This window comes from Chondromyces apiculatus DSM 436 (genome assembly GCF_000601485.1).
In the GTDB taxonomy this organism is placed as follows: domain Bacteria; phylum Myxococcota_A; class Polyangia; order Polyangiales; family Polyangiaceae; genus Chondromyces; species Chondromyces apiculatus.
The window spans coordinates 1-22,591 of the sequence record NZ_ASRX01000119.1; the positions used below are offsets into that span (position 1 = coordinate 1).

General features: G+C 71.5%; 16 protein-coding genes. 4 read left to right on the plus strand and 12 right to left on the minus strand.

Features of this window, described 5'->3' with window-relative positions:
* From CAP_RS41725 to CAP_RS41740, 4 genes are all read right to left on the minus strand, one after another.
* A partial coding sequence (locus tag CAP_RS41725) for a tetratricopeptide repeat protein (RefSeq protein ID WP_044251778.1) occupies positions 1-1,480 on the minus strand: 1,480 nt, incomplete at its 3' end.
* Positions 1,481-1,608: 128 nt separating this feature from the next.
* Entirely contained in the window at positions 1,609-2,514 is a 906-nt protein-coding gene (locus CAP_RS41730) for a hypothetical protein (protein ID WP_044251780.1), read from the minus strand.
* Positions 2,504-3,169 (minus strand): RNA polymerase sigma factor, encoded by a 666-nt coding sequence (locus CAP_RS41735; RefSeq protein WP_044251783.1) that lies wholly within the window; start codon positions 3,167-3,169, stop codon positions 2,504-2,506. The genes CAP_RS41730 and CAP_RS41735 overlap by 11 nt, the downstream gene beginning before the upstream one ends.
* A gap of 35 nt (positions 3,170-3,204) precedes the next feature.
* The gene (locus CAP_RS41740; RefSeq protein ID WP_044251807.1) at positions 3,205-4,188 is read right to left on the minus strand and encodes a bile acid:sodium symporter family protein; all 984 of its coding nucleotides are present in this window, start codon (positions 4,186-4,188) and stop codon (positions 3,205-3,207) included.
* 264 nt (positions 4,189-4,452) lie between these two features.
* Here CAP_RS41740 and CAP_RS41745 point away from each other — a divergent pair, with 264 nt between their 5' ends.
* Both CAP_RS41745 and CAP_RS41750 read left to right on the plus strand, forming a co-directional pair.
* Positions 4,453-6,078 carry a hypothetical protein gene (locus CAP_RS41745; RefSeq protein WP_044251786.1) on the plus strand — a complete coding sequence of 542 codons (1,626 nt, stop codon included), beginning with the start codon at positions 4,453-4,455 and terminating at the stop codon, positions 6,076-6,078.
* A gap of 123 nt (positions 6,079-6,201) precedes the next feature.
* Complete coding sequence (locus CAP_RS41750; RefSeq protein ID WP_044251788.1) at positions 6,202-8,685, plus strand: COG1361 family protein; 2,484 nt, start codon at positions 6,202-6,204, stop codon at positions 8,683-8,685.
* Positions 8,686-8,780: 95 nt separating this feature from the next.
* On the opposite strand, the gene CAP_RS46775 is transcribed toward CAP_RS41750, so the two are convergent.
* On the minus strand, positions 8,781-10,538 hold the full coding sequence (locus CAP_RS46775; protein WP_052376871.1) for a serine/threonine-protein kinase: 1,758 nt from the start codon (positions 10,536-10,538) through the stop codon (positions 8,781-8,783).
* An 85-nt stretch (positions 10,539-10,623) separates the two neighbouring features.
* On the opposite strand from CAP_RS46775, the gene CAP_RS41760 reads away from it, so the two are divergent.
* On the plus strand, positions 10,624-10,908 hold the full coding sequence (locus CAP_RS41760; protein WP_197041581.1) for a protein kinase family protein: 285 nt from the start codon (positions 10,624-10,626) through the stop codon (positions 10,906-10,908).
* A 284-nt stretch (positions 10,909-11,192) separates the two neighbouring features.
* Here CAP_RS41760 and CAP_RS53075 read toward each other — a convergent pair whose 3' ends face one another.
* From CAP_RS53075 to CAP_RS51660, 7 genes are all read right to left on the minus strand, one after another.
* Entirely contained in the window at positions 11,193-11,681 is a 489-nt protein-coding gene (locus CAP_RS53075) for a hypothetical protein (RefSeq protein WP_197041582.1), read from the minus strand.
* Complete coding sequence (locus CAP_RS41770) at positions 11,678-13,039, minus strand: Kelch repeat-containing protein (protein ID WP_044251795.1); 1,362 nt, start codon at positions 13,037-13,039, stop codon at positions 11,678-11,680. The genes CAP_RS53075 and CAP_RS41770 overlap by 4 nt, the downstream gene beginning before the upstream one ends.
* Positions 13,040-13,292: 253 nt before the next feature.
* Positions 13,293-14,669 (minus strand): Kelch repeat-containing protein, encoded by a 1,377-nt coding sequence (locus CAP_RS46780; protein WP_052376872.1) that lies wholly within the window; start codon positions 14,667-14,669, stop codon positions 13,293-13,295.
* Positions 14,670-15,013: 344 nt separating this feature from the next.
* The gene (locus tag CAP_RS41780; protein WP_044251798.1) at positions 15,014-15,394 is read right to left on the minus strand and encodes a nuclear transport factor 2 family protein; all 381 of its coding nucleotides are present in this window, start codon (positions 15,392-15,394) and stop codon (positions 15,014-15,016) included.
* A gap of 920 nt (positions 15,395-16,314) precedes the next feature.
* A complete protein-coding gene (locus CAP_RS46785; protein WP_052376873.1) occupies positions 16,315-18,042 on the minus strand; it encodes a serine/threonine-protein kinase in 1,728 nt (575 codons plus the stop codon).
* Between the two features lie 194 nt (positions 18,043-18,236).
* Entirely contained in the window at positions 18,237-18,803 is a 567-nt protein-coding gene (locus tag CAP_RS41790) for a hypothetical protein (protein WP_156041636.1), read from the minus strand.
* A gap of 193 nt (positions 18,804-18,996) precedes the next feature.
* Positions 18,997-19,338: a hypothetical protein gene (locus CAP_RS51660; RefSeq protein ID WP_156041637.1), complete on the minus strand. Its 342-nt coding sequence runs from the start codon at positions 19,336-19,338 to the stop codon at positions 18,997-18,999.
* A gap of 206 nt (positions 19,339-19,544) precedes the next feature.
* Between CAP_RS51660 and CAP_RS41795 the strand changes: the two genes are divergently transcribed.
* Positions 19,545-22,591, plus strand: a 3,047-nt coding sequence (locus CAP_RS41795) for a tetratricopeptide repeat protein (RefSeq protein WP_044251804.1), incomplete at its 3' end; no start/stop codon positions are given.

Below are 22,591 nucleotides of genomic sequence, written 5' to 3' on the forward strand. Positions count from 1 at the left end.
GGCCCGCCCCCTCCACCACCACCTCGGGCGCCCCGTCCACCTGCCGGAGCAAGAAATCCACGAGCAGCCGGGCCCCCCGCGCGTGCCCTGACAGGAACGTCTCGCGCCCCTCTCCGAGCGGCACGAGCAAGCTCACCTCGTCGAGGCGCGCCTCGGCATCCAGGTAAGCCGCCCTCGCCTCCGCATCGCGGCCAAGCGCCTCCAGCGCCTCTGCGCGACCGAGCGCCGCCTCCATGCCAGCCGCGCGCAGGACCGCGCCCTCCGCGAGACGCGCGACCCGCTCCCAGGTCTCGAGCGCTGCCGCAGCGCGACCGCTCCCGAGCGCCACGCGCGCCTCGACGAGCAGCCACCACACCTGGATCCGCGCATCGGCCTGCGGCTCGACCTCTCGCGCCCGCGTGACCGCGCGGCTGGCCGCTGCGAGGTCGCCGCGCGTCACCTCCGCGAGGGCGAGGTTCGTGAGAACGTTCGCCACGTCCGCAGCCTCGGCGCATCCCCCCTGGTAGAGGGCGAGCGCCCTCTCGAAATGCGGGATCGGCGCCTCACCCGTCACCCCTGCCCCCTCGGCGCGCAACGCCACCCACCCCCGATCGTTGGCCAGGTGCGCCCTCCGGCACGGGCTCGCCTCCTGCCCAAGCGCCGCCTCTGCCTCGCCCAGCAGCGCGGCCGCCTCGGCGTGCCTCCCCAGCAGCGACAGCGCCGTCGCCCAGGGCTGCATCACGTCCACCCGGTGCGCCTCCAGGCCGAGCCTCGACGCATGCTCGGCCGACCCTCTGAACAGCCGCAGGGCTGCGCGCAGGTCGCCGGTCTCGTAGGCCACGAGCCCCTGGTAGTACGCGACCATCGCGTGGCCGTCGGCGTCGAGGACCGTGAGCCCATCGAGCCCCTCCAGCACCGCGCGCGCCTCTCCGAAGCGCCGCCCCTGGTAGAGCAGGGTGTACGCCATCGCGAAGCGATCCTTCAGCTCGTCGGAGACCCGACCAGCCTCGCGGTCGAGCCGCACTGCCTCGCGAAACAGCGCCACCGCTTCCTCGGTCCGACCGCGGCTCCGCGCGATCCGTGCGCGCTTGCCCCTGACCTCGGCCTGCACGCCGGGCTGCGCGTCGTCCACCACCCTCCCGAGGCGTGCCTCCGCCTCGTCGAGCTTCCCCTCGCGCCGCAGCGCCTCCGCCTCGTCGAGCGCCGCGGGCACCTCGCGACGCCCGAGCGCGTGCTCGAACGACGCCACCGCCCCTCCCACCGCGGCCGTCACCTGCAGCGCGCGCGCCTTCGCGGGCACCCCTACCGAGAACCGCGCGCCCCCTTGCACCGGCACACCGGCCGGAAGCGCCACCGGCTGTCCATCGAACGCCAGGCCGATCGTCGCCTGCTCCGGAGCCCGAATCCATACCCGCAGCGCGTCCCCTTCACCCGCCTCGCACACCGGCCCGGCCCGGACCGCCGCGCACCCCGACACCTCCACCGTGAGCTGCGGCGGCATGTCCGACACAGGCGACCTCCCCTCGCCCGGGCCGGGCACAACCGGCCTCCGGAACGAAGCGAATCCCGCCACGAGCCCCACGAGCGCCGCCACGACCGCGACTGCGGCGGGCCCCTTCCGCGCTGCCCTCACTGGCCTCCCGAGACCAGCGTCACCCGCGCGCGGAAGACCTGCACCGCCGCGCTCTCCGACGGCGCCGCCGCGCTCTCCGACGGCGCCGCCGCGCCAGACATCGCCACCGCCCTGGCCGCGTCCGCGGGCAACGCTTCCGGACGCCCCACCGCGAGGACCAGCGTGATCTCGCCAGGCGCCACCCCTGGAAAGAGCGCTTCCCGCGAGCCCGCGATGCGCACCGACCCTTCCGCCGAGATCTCCACCGGCGGCTCCCACGGGCGCCCCCCACCCGCCGCGACGTCCCCCCCTGACACGAGGAACCCTCGCACGGCCACCGGCACCTGCGCCGGCGTCACCGGCCTCAGGACGATCTCGAGCCTCGACCCCGGCCCGATCCGCGGCGGCCCCTCAGCCTCCGGAGGCCCGCCATGGCGCTCGGTCTGCTCACCCCCGAGGACCGCCAGCGCGTACACCGGCAAGCCATCCCGCGCGCCCGACCCCGCCATCACCCAGACCACCGCCGCCGCCGCCATGGCCGCAGCGCCAGCCAGCACCGAAGCGAGCAGCTTGCGCCTCCCCGGCAACCTCACGACCTCCGCACCTCTCGCGCCCCTCGTACCTCTCGCGCCCCTCGCGCCTCCTGCGTCCTCCGCGCCCACCGAGCCCACCGAGCCCACCGGGCGCTCCTGGAGCATGGCGCGCGCGCGCGCCGCCGCCGCCTCCCGCACTTCCGCCGCGACGGGCTCGAAGGCCTCGAACGCCCCGAGCGCCTCCGGATCACCCCGCGAGAGTGCCTTGAGCGCCTCCACCTCGCGCTCGGACAGCTCCCCTGCGGCGAGCGCATCCCACCGAGGATCCGCGAGGAGGTCATCCTCGCGGGCCGCGCGCCCGAGCGCCCGGAGCAGATCGTCATCCTTCACGGGCCTTCTCCCCTGGCTTACGCGGAACTGTGGCCGTGTCTGACGTGATCTCTGCCCCGATCTCGCGGGCCAGACGGGTGAGGCGGCTCCTCCAGGCGTACACCGCGTCGGCGGACATCCCCTCGACGGCACACACCTCCTCCACCGATCTCTCCTCCACGAGCAACCAGGTGAACATCCGGAGCCCCTGCGCGCTGAGCCGCGCCTTCATCGCCCGCACCAGGCACGACAGCGCCTCGCGCGACGCGACGAGCCGCTCGATCTCCCCTTCACGGTCCCCGCTCCCCGCGCCCCGCTCCAGGTCCTCCCGCTCCATGGGATCCTCCGTGAACGGGCTCTTCCGGCGGCTCCGCAGCACCGTCACTGCCTCACGTTCCGCTAAGAGGCCCACGAAGTTCAGCAGCGACATGCCCCGCGCCGGATCCCACTGCAGCAGCGTCGCCCCCCTGTCCGCGAAGAGCCTCTCGAAGACCTGCTGCACCAGGTCCCCCACCTCCTGCCGCACCTCGCGCCCCCGGGCGGCGCCCCCCGCGCGCAGCAGCACCCGCGCGACCCGTGCCTGGATGACTGGCGTCAACGCCTCCACCAGCGCGCGCACTGCGCGCCGGTCTCCCGCGGTCGCCTGCCGGACCAGATCGGTCGTGATGTCGGACACCTGAAGGCCTCGAACCCACCCCCTCGGCCCGCATGCTACCGAGCCACATCTTCGCTCGCCACCTTCTCCGCGTAGCGCCGGGCCAGCACCGCGCAGACCATGAGCTGGATCTGGTGGAACAGCATCAGGGGCACGATCATCACCCCCACGCTCGCCGCCGGGAACAGCACCCCGGCCATGGGCACCCCCGAGGCGAGGCTCTTCTTCGAGCCGCAGAACACGATCGCGATCTCGTCCTCCCGCAAGAACCGCAGCGCGCGCGCCCCCCACGTGGTGACCCCGAGCGCCACCGCGAGCAGCGCGCCCGACAGCACCAGCACCAGGGCCAGATCGCTGCCCGACAGCCTCCCCCACAGACCCTCCACCACCGCCTCGCTGAAGGCCGTGTACACCACGAGCAGGATCGACCCCCGATCGACGAGCGTGAGCACCTTCTTGTGGCGATCCACGAAAGCGCCCACCAGGGGCCGCGCCAGGTGCCCCGCCCCGAACGGCAGGAGCAGCTTGAGCACGATGGACGTGACCGCGTGGAGCGAGCCCCCTTCTCCGTGCGCCCCCAGCAGCGCGCCGGTCAGCACCGGCGTGAGGAAGATGCCGAGCACGTTCGAGAGCGACGCGCTGCACACCGCCGCCGGCACGTTCCCCCCCGCCATGGACGTGAACGCGATCGACGACTGCACCGTGGAGGGCAGCAGGCACAGGAACAGGAACCCCCGCGCAAGCTCCGGGCCGAGCACCCCCGAGGGCAAGAGCTGGGTCAGCAGCCCCAGCGCCGGAAAGAGCCCGAACGTCGACGCGAGCACCACGAGGTGCAAGCGGAAGTGCCCCAGCCCCGCGACGATCGCCTCCCGCGACAGCTTCGCCCCGTGCAGGAAGAACAGGAGCACGATGGCGGCGTCCGTGAGCAGCCCGAACCCCTCCGCCACCTTCCCGCGGCAGGGGAGCAGGGTGGCCAGCGCCACGGTCCCGAGCAGCGCCAGGGTGAAATTGTCCGGCCGAAGACGGAGAAGGCGGTGCAGCGCGGCGCGAAAGGGTTGAGACGCGCGCGACGCGCGAGGCGCTCGCTGAGAAGGAGACGGATCCACGGCGGCCAGAATACCGACGCCTGGGAAACGCGCCCGCACTCCGGTCGGCCGGGACACGGAAAGGGGCGCCCTTCCGTTCGCCCGTCAGCGCGTGGGCGCTCCCTGCGGATCGACGACGCCGTGCGGCAGTCGCAGCAGTGCGGCGATATGTGAAGGAGCTAGCATTGTGGCTTGGATGCTGACTAGAACAGCGCCTTCATGGCGATCTGGGCGAAGGGTGGGGCGTTCGTCATTGCGACCGGCTGGGGGGTCGCCCGGTGCGAGGGATCCGTGGAGAGCATCTTCCGCTTCCCCACCGATGGCCTCCGCCGCGATCAGGACCCACCCGATCTCCTCTCGTTCGTGATGCTCGACGACGATGGCCGCCGCGCGCTCGTGCAGCGTCACGGCGAGCCCCCTGCCCTCTGGACCGACGCCGAGGGCGGCGGCGCCCTCACGCCCTGCGCACCAGACGGCATCCTCGGCATCGCCGCAGCCCCCGGAGGCCCCATGGTGGCCCTCACCGTCGACGAGATCCAGGGCGAGGTCCGCCGCATCGTCCTCTGCCCCGCCCGGCTCGAAGACAACCGCATCCTCCTCGGAGCCCCCCTGCACTTCAAGAATGCCCGCCGGCTCGAATGGTCGAGCGCCCTGTTCCGGGAGGGCCGCGGCTGGCCCGAGCACGCCGCGAGGAACAGCGACAACGGCGACGACGACGACGACAGCGGCGAGCCTCCCTTCGATCCTCACGCGCTCAACGTGCAAGGCCGGGGGCAGTGGGGCCCCTGGTGGAGCGGCACCGTGCAGCTCTTCGCCAACCGCTTCGGCGTCGCCGTCAGCTCCACCTACAGCGGCCTCGTCGCCGTGCTCGACCCCCGCACCCTCGCCGTGAAGCTCACCGTGCGCGTCCCCGTCGAGCGCACCCAGTTCCAGGTCTTCGTCCTCCCCGTCCCCGAGGGGGCCCTGATCACCCTGGTGGCCAACTACCGCCACACCGAGTTCGTCTTCGTCGACGCGAGCGGCGCGGTCCGCGCGCACCGCCACCAGTTCGGCGACGACCTCTCCTGGGGCTCGGACGGCCCTGGCCTCGCCTGGAACGAGGAGACCGCCCTCGTCAGCCAGGCCCTCGACGACGAGCAGCTCCACGTCCTCACCCTCCCTGCCCTCAGCGCGCGCCGCTTCGACAAAGAACCGGGTTACCTCATCGACTGCGGCTCCAGCGACGACGGCTCCATCCACCTCCTCGCGCGCACCGAGCGCAACTACGGGAGACCCCACAACTGGCGCCTCGAACGCTGGACCCGCCAGGGCCACAGGTTCGCCTCGCAAGATCTCCCGATGCCCGACTTCAGGCGCTCGTCGGCGCCCCCCACCCCTCCCCCCGCACCGCGCGTGGAGGGCACCCCGGCCCTCGCGGTCATCGCCGACGCCACCACCACCTGGCGCACTGGCCTCGACGAGCAGAGCACCCTCCTCGTGCAGGTGAGCAACCGCGGCGGCCCTGTCAGCGGCCTCTGGGTCGAGATCGGCGGTCAGGCCATCACCGAAGCGCGGGTGCTCGTCGAGGACATCGCGCTCGAGAGCGGCCCCGCTTCTGGCTTCGTCACGCGCGGCAACATCGCCCGCGCCGAGCTTCCCGCCGTCTCCCTGGAAGCCGGCTTCGAGATCCCGGCCAAGCTCCCCGAGGGCGAAGCGCCCCCCCAGCAGCCCTCCCTCACCCTGGTCCTCCGCGTCCGCGGCAAGCGCCCCGGCCAGGCGCTGCTCACGGTGCGCGTCGGCCCCCGCGGCGGCGCCTCCACCGCCGGCTCGGGCATGGTCGGCAAGTCCTTCGTCGTCGAGGGTTGACGCCCCCCGCGCGGCGGACACGCACGACATCGGGGGTAGGCCCGGGTGTGGCGAGCACCTCTTCGCGCGGAACGCTTTCGCGCACCTTGCGCCTCGGCCCGCGCATTGCCCATGGATGGAACCATGAGCCCCCCTCGCCCCGCGCGACGCCACCGCCTCACCCGCCTCGCCACCTCCACGCTCCTCGCGCTCACCGCGCTCTGGTTCCCCGTCCACGCGGCCGACGCTTTTTGCCCCACCAAGGGCCTCCGCTGCGTCCTCGGCGCCACGGGGATGACCCACCAGGACCTCACCGAGGAGGCCCTGGAGGACATCTGCGAGGACCTCCTCGGCACCTCGCAGCAGACCACCTCCATGCGCCAGGCCATCAAGGAGATCTGGCAAGCCAACGCCGACGTCGACGACGACCAGGCCCAGGGCATGCTGCACTTCGACGCCGAGACCTTCGCCTCCGGCAAGCAGCGGCTCATCACCCTCCTCCAGGGCACCCGCGCCTCCTTGCAGGCGAACGACGCGCAGGGCGCCCGGCGCCAGCTCGGCCAGGCACTCCACGCCATCCAGGACTTCTACGCCCACGCCAACTGGGTCGAGGCAGGCCACAGCGGCGCCACCCCTGCCCTCTGGCGCCCCGGCGAGGCGCTCCCCGCCGCCGCTGCGCCCGGCACCCCCACCTGCGAACCCTGCACGCCCGTCCTGCTCGCCAACGGCAGCCTCTTCTACGACTGCAGCGACAACCTCGTCACCACCCTGCTCACCAGCGGCTACTACGGCAGCGGCAACGAGGACCCGCAGATCGCCACCAAGTGCCGCCACGGCGGCCCCTTCGACACCGGCGCGGGCCCCAAGGGTGGCATCAACAAGGACAGCTTCTCCCAGTCCCTCTCGCCCCACCACGTCCTCCACGCCGAGGCGGCCGATGACGCCCTCGAAGCCACCCGCCAGTTCGTCCTCGACCTCCAGGCCGAACTCACCCCTGCCCAGTTCAACCTCCTGCTCGGCATCGGCACCACCGTCGCCGTCGCCCTCGACACCACCGCGCCCATGGCGAGTGCCCTCGCCAGCGTCCGTGGCCAGCTCCACCGCCTCGTCGAGGAGCGACGCGGCACCGACCAGGAACCCCTCCGCTACCTCCTCGTCCCCTTCGACGACCACGGCGCGGGCCCGGCCACCGAGACCACCGATCCCGCCGCCTTCCTCGGCGCGCTCGACGCGCTCGACACCCTCCACGCGCGCGACGCCCTCCGCTCGGCCGCGACGCCCGATGCCCTCCGCCCCGGCCCCCCCCCGAGCGCCCTCCGGACCGGCACCACCTCCAGCATCACCGCAGCCCCGGGCCGCGCCATGGCCGGCGCCCTCCGGGCCCTCGACCTCCCCGACACCGCCGTCGACCTCTTCCTCATCGCCCGCATCGACACCGGCGCTCCCGAAGGCCTCACGGCCCACGCCGGCACTCCGGACGAGGACCTCGCTGCCCACGTCAGCGCCCTCGCCCAGAGCAAGGCCTGGAAGATCCACGCCGCGCTCATCACCGCCCTCCCCTCCACCGCCCTCCCCTCCACCGCCCTCCCTGCCGCCTACGCCCACCTCACCGCCGCGACCGGAGGCCACCTCTTCCACCTCACCGACCGCGACCTGCCGCGCCTCGCCTCTCTCCTCGACGCCACCCTTCAGCCGGACACCGTGGACCTCGTCGCCCTGACCGACACCCTCGGCGGCAAGAAGACCATCCCCGTCCCCGTCGACACCACGCTCTCCCGCGTCACCTTCACCGTGAGCGGCAGCCCCTCCCTTCGCCTCACCCGCCCCGACGGCTCACCCCTCTCCGAGCGCGATCCCTCCGTGCAGCGCGTCGCGCTCTCGACGGGCATCCTGATCACCGTGCGCGACCCCGAGCCCGGCCTCTGGACCGCGTCCATCGCCCCCTCCGGTGCGCACCGCTTCCACGTCCGCGGCACGAGCCCCGTGGCTTTCGACCACTTCGACATCGTCGACGTCGCCGGTCGCCCTGGCCACCACGGCTACTTCGCCCGCCAGGGCCTCCCCGTGCGCGCCGCCGACCTCACCGCCGCCGCCCGCATCTCCGGCGGCGTCGCCTCCGCCCACCTCGAGCTGCGCACCGAAGCCGGCGCGCTCCTCCAGACCCTGACCCTCACCCCGGACGGCGCCCCTGGCGAGATCTTCGGCGCCTTCCACGCCCCCTCCACCCCCTTCGTCGTCCACGCCCGCGGCACCCTGGTGAGCGGCGAGCCTTTCCGCCGCGTCCTCCCCAGGCGCATTCACCCCCAGCCCTTGCGCCTCTCCACGGCCCCCTCGCAGACGCTCGCCCCCGGCAGCCGCGCCACCGTGACCTTCACCGTCGAGAACACCGCCGCGCGCGCAACCCTCCGCCCCGTCATCACCGACGACCGCGGCTTCGTCGTCCCCATCTCCCACGCCCCACTCGCCCTCGGCCCTGGCGAGACCGAGACCCTCACCGTGGAGCTCGACATCCCTGCCGACGCCACCCCCGGCGCCTCGGACACCGTGCGCCTCACCCTGGAGAGCCCCGACGATCCCGACCTCATCGACTTCGCCACCGCCACCCTGGTGGTCGCCTCTTCTCCCTGATCCCGTTCCCTCCCCCTGCTCCCGCACCCTGACCCCGTCACCGCACCCGCCACCGCACCCGCCACCGCACCCGCCACCGCACCGCGCGCAGAGCGTCACCCCTTCGCGCGCACGGCGAGGGCCGACGCGAACGCCTGGTAAATAGCGTGCGTGAGCAGCACGAAGCTCACCACCTTCACCGTTCCTGCCGAGCGGTTCAGGTGATCCACCGCCGCCCCGATCGCGACGGGCGCCAGCTTCTCGTACGGATACGCGTCGTAGCCCACGCTCAGCGCCGGGAACGCGATGCTCTTCGCCCCGTGCTCCTCCGCGAGCTGCAAGCACGTGTCATGGGTCCTCCGCAGCAGACCAGCAGACGCGATCTGCCGCAGCGGATCGTAGGTGGGCCCCACCGCGTGGAAGATGAACCGCGTGGGCGCCGGGATGTTGCACGCCGACGTGACCACCGCCGCTCCGGGCGGGCAGCCCCCGTGCCGCGTGAGGTGATCGTGCAGATCCCTCCCCGCGGCCCGGCGGATCGCGCGGGCAACGGGCCCCGACATGCTGGAGAGGCCCGAGTCCGTGGGGCTGACGATCACGTCCGTCCCCGCCTCCGCGATCTCCCCCCGCATCACCAGGATGCGGCCCGAGCGCACCTGGAGATACCGCATCGACCCCGAGGAGACGCGATCACGTCGCGCCGCGGGCGCCGCAGGCTCACCCCCTCTCACCACCGGCGCCCCAGCCTCGCCTCCCCGGTGGGCCAGCGCCGCAGGCTCGCTCGGCCGTGCTGGCGGCACCTGCGCCCTGGCCTCGCCTCCCCGGTGGGCCAGCGCCGCAGGCTCGCTCGGCCGTGCTGGCGGCACCTGCGCCCCCCTCCGCGCCGGCGCCGCCTCGGTCTCGACCATCTCGTCTCGCGACGCCCCCGCGGCCCCCCACCCCGGCCCCCCGACGCCCGGCGGCGGCGCACTCGACCCTCGCCTCGCTGCCTTCTCCGCCGCCTTCTCCGCTGCCTTCTCCAGCGCCTCGAACATCTCCTTCGCCGTTGCGAAGCGCGCCTCCAGCTCCTCGTGCATCGCCCGCGCCATCCACGCATCCACCTCGGCCGGAAGCTCCGGCCGGTGCGCGCTCGGCAGGGCGAACTTGCCCACGTGCACGGCCTTCACCAGCTCCGGCAGCGAGTCCGCCGGGAAGGGATACTTGCCGGTCAGGGCCTGGTACACCACCACCGCGAGCGACCACAGATCCGCGCGGTGATCCACGTGCTTCGCGCTGAAGAGCTGCTCGGGCCCCATGTAGAGCGGCGTGCCGAGCATCAGGAACGACGGCGTCTTGTCGAGCGCCTCCCCCTGCGTCTGCTTGGCGATCCCGAAGTCGAGCACCTTCACGAAGGGCTCGCCGTCGATGTCCACGAGGAACAGGTTGTCGGGCTTGATGTCCCGGTGCACAACGCCCGCCTTCTGCGCCGCGCCGAGTGCCCGGCTCACCTGCCGGACCAGGTGCACCACCTCGCCGAACGGCAAGACCCCGCGCCGCCGGAAGCACGCCTTGAGCGTCTCCCCTTCCAGCAGCTCCATGACGATGAACGGCGTCCCCTCCTCGGTCGTCCCGTAATCGAAGACCTGGGCCACGTGCGGGCTCCGGATCTGCGCCGCCGACTGCGCCTCCCGCTGGAAGCGCGCAAGCCACTCCGCGTCGCCCTGGTGCGGCGTCGACGCCATGAACTTCACGGCCACCGGCGCGCCGAGGGCGAGGTGATCCGCCGCCCAGACCTCCCCCATCGCCCCCTTCCCCAGGTGACGCAGCAGCCGGATCTTCGGGGTGATGAGTTGACCTGCCTGCATCCTCGCCCGGCCGCGGTGGCCGTGCGCCATCCTAGCCCGCTCGGCGTCACGTCCGCTACGCCGCGCCGCAGGGCAGGCCGTCGACTTCTCGCGGAGACGGTGATTCAATGCGTCGGTGAAACCCTCGACCGACGCCCCGCAGTCGAGCACGGACGAGGCTGATCCGTACCGACCGGGGATGCTGCTCGGCCACAAGTTCGTGCTTCTCCGCTTCATCGCGAGGGGCGGCATGAGCCTGGTTTACGAAGCGAAGGACGAGTTCATTCAGCGGCACGTGGCCATCAAACTGCTGCGACCTGCGCTGGTGAACGAAGGCGAGGCCATCCGCCGCTTCCGACGAGAGGCGGAGCTGACCGCGAGCGTCCAGCATCCCAACGTGGTCGCCGTCCTGGAGATGTGACCGCACGCGGACGGGACGTTCTACATTGTCCAGGAGCTGCTCCGAGGCGAAACGCTGAGCGACCTGCTGGCCCGCCGCGGGCGCTTCAGCGTCGAGGAGGCGGTAGAGATCCTGCTCCCGCTCATGAGCGCGCTGATCACCGCTCATTCGCAAGGGATCATCCACCGGGGTCGATCACCGCAGCGCTGTCTGGGCGCTCGGCGTCCTCTTTTACGAGAGGCTCTCTGGCGCTTATCCGCGTGGAGACAGGCGCGACCCCCTGCAGGTCATGCTCGCGAAGATCCTCAGCGAGCCAGCGCGCCCCTTGCGCAGCGCGGCCCCGCATGTCCCCGAGCCCCTCGCTGACCTCCTCCACCGCGCGCTCGAACACGATCTCGGCGACCGTGCTGCGCGAGGCCCTGGACGTGGCCGAGCCGATGAACCTCGACTTTGCCGCGGGCGTGACGGTCAACCTCGGATTCGCGCTGGCGCAGCTCGGAAAGCCCGACGAGGGTATCGCCCTGCTCGGTGCAGCGCACGCCGACTGCGCCCGCATGGGCAACCGCCGCGTCGCTGGGGCCGCTTTGATCTACCTCGCGATGCTGAGAGCCACCCGTGGCGAGGTCGACGCAGCGACGACGCTCGCGAAGCAGGTCGTCGCCGAGACTCCTGCCGAGGTGCCGCTGCGCGCCTACGCGCTGGCGACACTCTCCCGGCAGCTCCTGGAGCAGCAGTCGGCCACGCAGGCGCTCGCGCGGGCGACCGAAGCCAGAGAGCTTCTTCTTCGCCTTCACGGCGTCGAGGAAGGCGACTCCCTGATCGGGACGGTGTATGCGCTCAGCCTGCGCGCCAACGATCGCGATGACGCGGAGCGCCTGCGCCGGAAGGCGAAGAGCCCAGGTGCCACGAGCAGCATCGCCGCGCCACCGGGCGAGCCACTGAAGTCGAAGAACGGCAGCGAGCACCCGCCGCCAGGACCGCCAGGACCACCGGGCCCGCCCGCGCCGGCTCCCGTCGAGCCCTCGTCGTCGACGCACAGCCCCTCCTCGCAGGCGCCGCTCGCGCACTCCTCGGTGATCACGCAGGCCTCGCCCTCGCCGGTCACCCCGAGCGGGTACAGCTCCGCGACCGTGGTGTAGCCTCCGGTGATCATCAGGCCCCTGTCAGGCAGGTACGTCGCGTTGTGGCCCGCGCGGGCCACGGTGAGCGAAGGGAGCGCGGTGAACGCGTCGGCCTCCGGATCGTAGAGCACCGCGCTCGTGCCGCCGACGAGGATCACCCTCCCGCTCGGGAGCACGGTCATGGTGTGGTTCTGGAAGCTGCCGGGCAGCGTGGGTCCCGCGCTCCAGGTGCCGGTCGCTGGATCGTAGAACTCCGTCGAGGCGAGGCTCGCGTAGTCGGCGGAGCCCCCCGTGACGAAGACCCGGCCATCCTGCAGGAGCGCGGCCCGATGCTCGTGGCGCGGCTGCAGCATGGGTGCCCCCGCGGTCCAGGCGTTGGCCACGGGATCGTAGATCTCGACCGTGGCGAGGGTCCCGCCCGGATCCACCTCGTCCCCCGAGCGGAAGCCGCCTGCCGTGAGCACCCTGCCGTCCGCGAGGCCCGTGGCGGTGAGCCTGCGGCGGGGCGTGCCGAGCTCGGGGAGCCCCTGCACCGCGTTCGTGGCCACGTCGAAGCGGACGGCTCCGCCCCAGTCGGCGAAGTCCATCCCGCCGCCCACGAAGAACGGATCGCCGTCGGGGAGCTGGGTGACGCCCGAATCGGAGAAGAAGAAGAAGGCCCCCGTGGGGGTCGAGGTGTTCGTCACCGGATCGTAGATCTCCAGGTTGGTCTCCATCGACCCCACGAGCACCCGCCCGTCAGGGAGCGGGAACGCATGCACGTCGACGTAGTGGCCCTCCAGGGCGTCGCCGACGTAGGACCAGGTCCCGGTCGCCGCGTCGTAGCGATCCACCCTCTGGGCGGCATCGAAGTCGTCGAAGGTGTACCCGCCCGCGACGAGGACATCTCCGTCTGGGAGCACCGCCGCGCCGTGGCCGGGGCGCAGGGAGGGCATCGAGCTCTGCACCCACGACTGGGCGGCCGCCGGGAGCGAGATCAGCAGGCCCGCACAGGCAGGCAGCGCCCACGAGAGAAGGGAAGGGAAACGCATGGCACGATCTCCTTGCAGGTGAGGTCCGGGGCGTGACGTGCCCTCGGTGCGACATGGCTGCGCGACAGCGACGAGCGTTCGTGCTCGCCGCCGCCGCCGCCGCCGCCGCGCGCAGTGCAGGGATGGAGCCAGCATCAGCAGGGGAAGATCCGCGGAGCTTTCGCCCTCCGAGCGCCCCTGGATGACAACCTGGCGTTGACGGAGTTGACAGCCGACAGCCGCCCTCCGTCATCCAGGCATGGACAGGGTGCGATCAGCGCTTCGCACGTCCGCCGGACACGGACCTCCTGCGCCGGAAGGCGAAGAGACCAGGCGCCATGAGCAGCATGGCCGCCCCGCCGGGCGATCCGCTGAAGTCGAGGAAGTCCAGCGAGCACCCGCCGCCAGGACCGCCGGGCCCCCCGCCTCCGGCCCCTCCGGCGCCGACCCCCGTCGAGACGCTGGTCGACGTCGCGCCAGGGCCCGCCCCACCGGCTCCCACCGGGCCGCTGTCGTCGGTGCAGAGGCCCTCCTCGCAAGTGCCGCTCGCGCACTCGTCCGTGATCACGCAGGCCTCCCCTTCCCCGGTCGCGCCGAGCGGGTACAGCTCCGCGATCTCGGAGTCGCCGCCCGTGACCAGCACGCCCTCGCCGGGGATGTACGTCACGTCGTGGAAGATCCGCTCCCCCGAGAGCGAGGGGAGCGCGACGAAGGCGTGGGTCGCCGGGTCGTACGCCAGCGCGCTCGTCAGGGCGCCGTCGCCGCCCACGAGCACCACCCGCCCGCTCGGGAGCGAGACCACCTCGTGGTACGCCCGGGCGCTGGGCAGCGTGGGCCCCGCGCTCCAGGTGTCGGTCGCGGGATCGTAGAGGACCGTGGAGTCCAGGAGGGCGAGCGTCGCATCCTGGCCTCCCGTGACCAGCACCCGCCCATCGGGCAGGCGCGAGGCCCGGTGGTTGACGCGCGCCCCCGGGAGCGGCGCCCCCGCGCTCCAGGTGTCGGCCACGGGGTCGTAGATCTCGACGCTGGCGAGGACCTCCGTCGGGCCCACCTCGGAGAGGGAATGAAGGCCGCCCACCACGAGCACCCGCCCGTCCACGAGGAGCGTCGCCGTGTGCGAGCGGCGCGGGGTGGAGAGGAACGCGACGACCTGCAGCGTGTTCGTGGCGACGTCGAAGCGCTGGGTGTCCCCCCAGTCGAAGGTGCTCATGCCTCCTCCCACGAAGAGCAGGTCCCCGTCGGAGAGCCGGGTGGTCGCCGTGTCGCTGAAGAACTGCCCGGCAGGGCTGAGCGAGATCGAGGTCTCGCTCACGGGATCGTAGATCTCGAAAGGAGCCTCCATGGATCCCACGAGCACCTGCCCCCCGGGGAGCGAGAACGCGTGCGTGCTGGAGACGTGGTCCTGGAGCGTATCGCCGACGATGGACCAGGTCCCCGTGGCGGCGCTGTAACGCTCCACCGCCTTCCCGGTCCCATAGTCGAAGTCCCCGCCCACGAGGAGCACATCGCCACCCGGGAGGAGGGCGGCGCTCTGGTTCAGCCGCGGGACGTTCAGGGAGCTCTGGACCCAGGACTGGGCGGCCGCCGGGAGCGAGACCAGGAGGCCCGCGCAGGCGGGCAGAAGACGCATGAGGAAGTCAGGAAAACGCATGGCACCATCTCCTTGAGGGCGTGGAACCCGGGGCGAGAGGGGCCCTCGGATCCGCACGACGCACGGCTACGACGAGCGTCTCTGCTCGCCGGAGGAGCGCCTTGTGCACAGGCGAGGCCAGCGCCTTCGTGGGCGGATTCTCGGGGTTTTGCCTTCGCGGCGCCTCGCCGGGTGACAACGCGGCGTTGATCGAGGTGGAGCGCGATGGCTGGCGTGACGTTGCGCCATCCTCTGGCGCCCATGTGTCAACCCGGGGTGGACGTCGTTGACAGCGGGAGGACGGCCGCCATGCGTCAGGCGCACCTCGTCGCGTCAGCCTCCCACCCCGGACCTGCGCGGCGTGTCTACGCCGCCTTGCGCACCGTGGCGGGCGGTGGTGCGTCGACGTAGGTGGTGAGCCGGCGAATCTTGCCGCCCGCGTGCTCGAGCAAGCTCACGCCCTTGCAGGTGACCTCGACGCCTTCGAGGCTCCTGCCCCGGCTGGTCCACTCCAGCGCCGAGACCCGCTCCCCCTCCACCACACAGCAGAACTCGGAGCGGACATGCCTGAAGGTCCCGAGGTGCGTGGCCCAGAAGCGGCGCGCGCCGTCCGTTCCACGCTCCACGTTCGGCACCGCCAGGTTGCACAGCTCCGCCTCGGGCGCGAACAGCCGCGCCATGGGCTCGACGTCTCCCGTCTCCTCCACGTGCTCCAGCGCTTCGATGAACGCAATCACCACCGACATGACCAACCCTCCCCCCACATCCATGGCGAGCAAAGGTTACGCCACGGTGAAAGCGTGCAGTCCTACACGATCGCCACCGCCCTCATCCGCCTTGTTTTTACCGTAAGAACAGAAACAATTCAGTGAACGTGGACTCACGTGCCGTGTGCATGAATTTTCCTGCCGTGGACACCAGGATCGTTCACGTCGACACGAAGGGTCGTTCACGTCGACACGAAGATCGTTTGCGTCCGCGGGGGAGATCTTCGTGTCCACGCGAAGCTCCTTCGCGTCCACGCCAAGATCTTTTCTGTCCACGCCTCGGCAACTCGTGTCCACGTGAAGGTCCTGGCTGTCCACGCGACGATCCTTCGCGTGCACACGAAGAGTGTTCATGCCCGCGTGAAGGATCTTCGTGTCCACGGGAAGCTCCTCCATGTCCGCGCTCGGAAATTCGTGTCCTCAGAGAGGCCGTTCGTGTCCACGGGAAGCGCCTCCGTGTCCACGGGGAGTTCCTCCGTGTCCGCGCTCGGAAATTCGTGTCCTCAGAGAGGCCGTTCGTGTCCACGGGAAGCGCCTCCGTGTCCACGGGGAGTTCCTCCATGTCCGCGCTCGGAAATTCGTGTCCTCAGAGAGGCCGTTCGTGTCCATGGGAAGCGCCTCCGTGTCCACGAAAAATGCCCCCATGTTCGCGCCGGGAAATCCGTGTCGACGGAGAGGCCGTTCGTGTCCACGTGAAGGGACTTCACGTTCGCCAGCTCGACCGCGCGGCTCAAGCTGAGCGCGGCGCTGTCACAGGAGATTCCATCCGGGTGGGCCCAGCCAGAGGTGAGCCTCACGCGGAGGGGCTCCCCTCGGACATGCCGGGAATTCATGGGGAGATCGGTACAAGCCCCGGTGCACCGCCCCGGCTCAAGCGCAGACCTGGGAGGCTCGGTGCTTCAGAATCCCCAGTTCGGCTTCACCGGCGGTTTCGTCGGGCCCGGCTTCGCAGCGGCCGGGGGCGACTTCTGACCGGTGCTCGACGAGGTGGATCCGGAAGACTTGCCCGTCTTTGCGGTCTTCGGTGAGGCCCGCTCGCCATCTTCTGCTGCCGCCTTCGCTGCCTCGTCCGCCGAGGGATCGGCCGAGGGCATGGCGCTCGGGGACTCGGCCGGCGGAGGCGGCGGGAGCGGCGGCGCTTCGGGTCCTGCGGGCGCCGCGGCCGAGGCCGTCGCCGGGGTGGAAGGCGTGGTCTGCGCCGCCGAGGTGGGCGCTGGCTCCTCGGACGAGGAGAGGCTCGACACGGCGACGATGGCGATCACCACGGTGAGCAGCGCCAGCACGCCACCGGCGAGGAAGACCCGCTTGCGCAGGCGGGAGCGGTCGGGAAGCGCCTCGAAGCCTCCGGACATGCCCACCGAGGTCAACGTGCCCACCGGCGTGCCGGAGGGGATCGGCGCGGAGAGGTCGACGTGCGCGGGGAACGGCGTCGCTCCAGGAGGCGGCGGAGGCATGCTGGGAAACGAGGAGCGGGGCGGCGCGCCGAAGTCCGACGCTCCGCCGCGGAACATCGCCCCGGGCGGGGCGGAGGAAGGCGGAGCCACGCCGTGAGCTGCGGCGCCCTGCGGAGCCGCGCCAGGGCCCGCGGCGCCCTGCGGCGCGGAGCCGAAGGACGAGGGAGGGCGGCGGGCGCCGCTGTCGGGGATGGCAGGCGCGCCGGGCGCGCCGGGCGCGCTGGCGCTGGAGGGGATGCCGAGCGCCTGCGCGGTGTAGAGGCCCGAGCCGCCGGAGAGCGAGAAGGGGCTCATGGTCGCGCCGGACGCGGTGGCGCTGAACCCGGCGTTGCCCCCGACCTGCCCGAAGGCGTCGACGAGGTCGCGGATGGTCTGGAAGCGCTGGTCGCGGTCGCGCGCGAGGGCACGCGCGAAGAAGGGGTCGATCCCGGGGGGAAGATCGGGGGCGATCTGGGTGGCCGGGGTGATCGGGTCGACGAGGACGCGGGCCATCACGGTGCCGAGGACGTCGCCGGGGAACGGGAGCCGGCCGGTGAGGCAGCGGTAGAGGATGACGCCCACGGACCAGAGATCGCTGCGCGCGTCGAGGTCGCGGTCGGCGCGGAGCTGCTCGGGGCTCATGTAGTGGGGGGAGCCCATCAGCTCGCCGGTGCTCGTCGACTCGGCGACGGCGCGGCCCATGGTGTCCTTGGCGATGCCGAAGTCGAGCACCTTGAGGACCTCCTCGTCGTCGACGCGGGCGAGGAAGATGTTGCGGGGCTTGAGGTCGCGGTGGATGAGGCCCGCTTCGTGGGCGCGGCGCAGGGCCTTGCCGAGCTGCACGAGCAACACGCTCGCCTCGTTCAGGGAGAGGCGCCGGTGCTTCTCGATGCGGGTCTGGAGGTCATGGCCCTGGAGCAGCTCCATGGCGATGAAGGGTCCGGCGGCGTCGATGCCGTAGTCCGAGACGTGGACGACGTGCGGGGTCTTCAGGCTGGCGGCGACCCGGGCCTCGCGCTCGAACCGCGCCCGGAAGGCGGGCGAGGACGCGTAGGCGGGGTCCATGAACTTCAGCGCCACAGCCGACCCGAGCTGGAGGTGCTCGGCGGCCCACACCGACCCCATGCCTCCCCGGGATACCGGCTGCGTCAGCCGGTATTTTCCCCCCACGATCATCCCGGGTGCGATGGTCATCCGTGCTCCACCACGACGACGCGTCCAGGTTCACGCCGGCAGCGCGAGCAGTGTAGCGGAATCCATGCCCGCAAGGCCAGGGTTGGCGCCCGCAAGGCCAGCGCAGCGCGCTGGTTCCCGGTGTGCCGCACGGCCGGACTCCCCCTCCCTGCCCGATTCCTGCGAAGCTCCGAGGGCGTCATCGCCATTTTTCGTTAGACCGAAGCCGTGTCTCGTCCGAACTCGTAGAACTGTCCATCGGGCCAGCCTTTCACCCGCGGCAGTGTCTCGAACAGAGCGGAAGAGATTTCAAAGATGAGCCTTGCATCGTACTTCGCTCGGGCAAGCCTGGGCTTCCAGTAGCCGCCATGCGCGAGCCAGTGACGAAGGTGAAGCGTTCCCCGGAAGGCCTCGATGGCCAGACGCCCCCTTGGTTCATGTGTCTCCCAGAGCGTGAGCAATTCTTCCAGCTCCGTGCGCTTCTTTTTCTCCTGCTTAGCTCTGAAGAGCACCTGAGCGTCGGCGTTGAGCGGATCATCCTGTTCCGACTCCTCCGCGGCGCGGGCGCGGAAATCGAGCTGAAGTACCGCTTCGGCTGCGGCCATCCGTTGCAAGCAGGTGACCAGTTCCAGCTCGTCATGCGCGCCATCGAAGTGCGACTTAACTTCGTCTTGCGTCATGCCGATGAACGCCTCTGGGACATCGCCACGTGCTGAAATCGCTTCGCCGATGGTCCGTTCCATGCTGGCCAACGCGAGGAATACATCGTCGTGCCACCGCATGATGGCAGCCGCGGAGGAGGGACGCACCGTACCCTCCCCCCCTGAGAACCGCACGAGCACCTCGCGAGGAAGCCTCATCCTTTGAGGAGTTCCTGCATGGCCTCCGCAAAAGAAGCCTCCGTCAGGCGCACGGTCGTCGTGCTGTAACCTCGCAGCAGGAGCTTCCAGCCCTGATTTGGCAGGTGAATCATCGTCATCTCCTTGGGACCAGAGACCACCTCCACCGCGCGGAAGCACCTGCTACATCCTGGCCAACGGGCGTGAAGTCGATCTTCCACGTTCCCACTTCGAGCCGCAGCCGCTCACTCTGGTAGGACCCCATGACATCATCGTGAAGCTCGCAGGGTTCACGCTCGAGCTTGATGCTCCCTTCATCCCTGGAGGGCTTGAGCCAAGCCTCGATCTCATCGAAGAGAGCAGTGATCGCTCTGATTCGCTCCTCCCGGCGAGCTTTCCGTTCGGCAGCCCTGCGGGGGTCCTCGCTTTCTTGCTTCTTCTCCCGAAATAGCTCCCGAAGGGATTGTTGTGCGCTCATGGGTACAGTGCTCCTTGTGACTCCTCTGACTCGAACGACAGGCGCACCCGGGAGGTACGAAAGGCTCGTGCGTCCACCGGGGAGACGCGATCGTGCCTTTCCTTGAACTTAAAGCGCGTCGCTCTCGGGAGCCAGCCTGAGCTGAGCTTCCCGGGAGGCTGCGTTGCATGGTAGCTCCGCAGGTGCCGCGGGTTTACGCTACGCGCGTGCGCTCTTTCGTCCTCGCCGGCTGCCTGACCCTGCTGGTTCCCGCCGTGACAGCACTCGCGTTGCCCCGCGCGGAAGCTGCGGATTTCGATCCTTCAGGGCGCGGGCGCAAGAAGCCGCCGAAGCCGGGGACACCGAAGCCGGGCAGCGGGACGGCACGGCCGGGCGCGGGGACGGGGCGCCCCACGACACCGAACCCGGGGCCTCCGCAGCGGCCCGACGCCTCGCCGGGTGGCGAGGAGGCCGGCGGCAAGGCGCCGTCGCAGGACGCGCTCGTGGCGCGGTACACGGCCATCGTGCTGAGCCAGCCGTCGGCGCCGTTCCCGCTGCAGCGGCTGGCGCAGCTCCACCGCGAGCGGGACGGGAACCTGAAGAAGCTCGTGGAGGACTTCGAGCGGCGCGCGGCCCAGGCCGGGCCGGAGGCGTGGGCGGCGAAGGTGGCGCTCGCGGGGATCTACCGGCAGGACGGGCGGTACGACGACGCGGTGAAGACGTACGAGGCGGCCATCGCCGAGAAGCCGCAGGATCCGGCCCCGATCCTGGCGCTCGCGCAGCTCGAATCGGACCGGGGGGACAAGGCGTCGGCGCGGGGGCGCTACGAGAAGGCGCTGCCGCTCGTGAAGGCCGCGGCCGAGGTGGAGCAGCTCCGGCGCACGCTGCTCGGGCTGTGCCTGGACCTGAAGGACTTCGCGGCGGCGAAGGCGCAGCACGACGCGCTGGTGAAGGGCGCGCAGGGATCCCTGTTCGTGAAGGCGGAGCTCGGGCGCGAGCTGTCGGCGCGGGGCTACCACGACCGCGCGGAGGCGGAGTTCCGCGACCTGGTGAAGGCGGCGACAGGCGACAACCGGGCGCTGGCGCCGGCGCTGCGTGACCTCGGGCAGTCGCTCGCGAAGCAGAAGAAGACGCTGGAGGCGCTGGAGGTGCTGAAGCGCGCGCTCACCGTCTCCGGCGGGGCGAGCGGGCTGCGGGCCGAGATCCTCTTGATCATGACCGACGCCTTCCGCGCGGAGGGCAAGCTCGCCGAGCTGATCACCCTGCTCGAAGCGGAGCCCGGGCAGGACTTCCAGCGGCTCGCCACGATGGGGGCGCTCTACGAGGAAACCGGGGACGTGGCCAGGGCGATGGCCATCTACCGGAAGGCGCTCGGGATCGACGCGAAGCACATCGATACGCGCCTCAGGCTGGTGCACCTGCTCCAGACGGCCGGTGAGCTGGAGGCGGCGATCAAGGAGTACGAGCTGCTCATCAAGGCGGCGCCGAGCAACGCGGACTTCGTGTTCGAGCTGTGCGAGACGCTCATCCAGCGCGGCGACAGGCCGAAGGCGCTGAAGCTGCTCACGGAGCTGGAGGCGCGGGTCTCGTCGGAGCCGGAGCTGCTCGCGGCCGTGGCCGATTTCTACGAGCGGGTGGAGGAGAAGGACCGGGCGCTCCGGGTGCTGCAGAAGCTCGCGGGGGCGGCGGGGGGCGACCCGAGCCACCTCATCGATCTCGGAGACCGGTACTTCCAGGCCGGCGACAAGAAGAAGGCGCTGGAGACCTGGGCGCGGATCAAGGGGATGGTGCCGAACCGGGCCCGGGCCGCGGCGACACTCGGGGAGGTGTACCTCGACCACGATCTGGTCGCCGAGGCGCTCGCGTCGCTGCGCGAGGCGGCGCAGCTCGAACCGGCGAACACCCGCTACAAGAAGGCGCTGGCCGTGGCCATCGAGCGGACCGCGAGCAGCATGGGCACGCCGGGGCCGCGCTACGTGGAGGCGCGGGCGCTCTGGGAGGAGCTGCTCGCGAGCGCGGGATCGAGCGGCGACAGGATGCTGGCGCGCGAGGCGCGGGCGCACATCGTGAGCCTGTGGGCGCTGACGCACGAGCTGCCCAGCCGGGTCGCGCCGCTCACGGCGCGGCTGAACGGGTCGCCGCCCGATCTGGAGGCGGGGAGGCTGCTCGCGGAGGTGCAGCGCAAGCTCGGGAAGCTGCCCGACGCGGAGGCGACGCTGCGGAAGGTGGTGCAGGCGGCGCCCGGCGACGAGGAGGCGTGGCTCTCGCTGGAGCGGGTGCTGGTGCTGCAGCAGAACCTGCTCGGGGCCATCGAGGTGCTGGAGAAGCTCGTGGAGGTGAACCCGAAGCGGGCCCGGGAGCTGTACCAGCGCATGGCGCAGTACGCGGCGGAGCTGTACCGCGACGACGACGCCATCCGCTTCGCGGCGAAGGCGGTGGAGCTGTCGCCCGAGGACGCCTCGGGCCACCAGAAGCTCGGCGACATGTACCGGCGCCGGCAGGACATCCCCCGCGCCATCGCCGAGTACCGGCAGGCCATCGCCAGGAACGACCGGCTCTTCCCGGTGTACTTCGAGCTGGCGGAGCTGCTCCTGTCGTCGGGTCAGGTGGACGAGGCCGACAGGCTTTTCCGGCGGGTGATCCGGGCCTCCCCCGACGAGGAGTTGGTGGCGCGCGCGGCGCGCATGTCGATGCAGGTGAACCTCGGGCGAGGGTCGCTCGACGTGCTGGAGCGGGAGCTTTTGCCCGTGGCGGTGGGCAACCCGCAGAAGCCGCTCTACCGGCGGCTCCTCGTGGAGCTGTACGGGGCGATGACGTTCCCGCTGGTGCAGAAGGTGCGCAGCGCGGACGGGGCGCGGCGGGCGGAGGCGCGGGCGGAGCTCGGGCGCATCGGGGCGCGGGCGGTGAAGCCGCTGCTCGACGCGCTCGCCGACGAGCGAGAGGCGCAGCAGAAGATCGCGATCGAGGTGCTGGCCTACGTGGAGAACAAGAGCGCCGGGCCCGCGCTCTACAACTTCGCCACGGGCCAGGCCGACAAGTCGCTGCGCACCCGGGCGATGATCGCCTGCGGGGCGCTGCGCGATCCGGCGATGCTGCCGCGCTACGAGCAGATGCTCGCGCCGAAGGACGGGACGGCGACGGTGCTGCCGAACGACACCATCGCCGTCGCCGCCGCCTGGGGCGTGGCGCGCCTCGCGGACCGGAGCCCCGTGGGTGGCACCGGCGTGGGTGCGGGCGGTGGACGCGGCGCGGGCGGCGCGGGCGGCGCGGGCGG

Excerpts from the sequence above, each read along its gene's own strand:
- CAP_RS51660 (WP_156041637.1), bottom strand. The coding sequence starts at position 19,338 with ATGAGCGCACAACAATCCCTTCGGGAGCTATTTCGGGAGAAGAAGCAA.
- CAP_RS41745 (WP_044251786.1), top strand. The coding sequence starts at position 4,453 with ATGGCGATCTGGGCGAAGGGTGGGGCGTTCGTCATTGCGACCGGCTGG.
- CAP_RS41770 (WP_044251795.1), bottom strand. The coding sequence starts at position 13,039 with ATGCGTTTCCCTTCCCTTCTCTCGTGGGCGCTGCCTGCCTGTGCGGGC.
- CAP_RS41790 (WP_156041636.1), bottom strand. The coding sequence starts at position 18,803 with ATGCGGTGGCACGACGATGTATTCCTCGCGTTGGCCAGCATGGAACGG.
- CAP_RS46785 (WP_052376873.1), bottom strand. The coding sequence starts at position 18,042 with ATGACCATCGCACCCGGGATGATCGTGGGGGGAAAATACCGGCTGACG.
- CAP_RS41750 (WP_044251788.1), top strand. The coding sequence starts at position 6,202 with ATGAGCCCCCCTCGCCCCGCGCGACGCCACCGCCTCACCCGCCTCGCC.
- CAP_RS46780 (WP_052376872.1), bottom strand. The coding sequence starts at position 14,669 with ATGCGTTTTCCTGACTTCCTCATGCGTCTTCTGCCCGCCTGCGCGGGC.
- CAP_RS41780 (WP_044251798.1), bottom strand. The coding sequence starts at position 15,394 with ATGTCGGTGGTGATTGCGTTCATCGAAGCGCTGGAGCACGTGGAGGAG.
- CAP_RS46775 (WP_052376871.1), bottom strand. The coding sequence starts at position 10,538 with ATGGCGCACGGCCACCGCGGCCGGGCGAGGATGCAGGCAGGTCAACTC.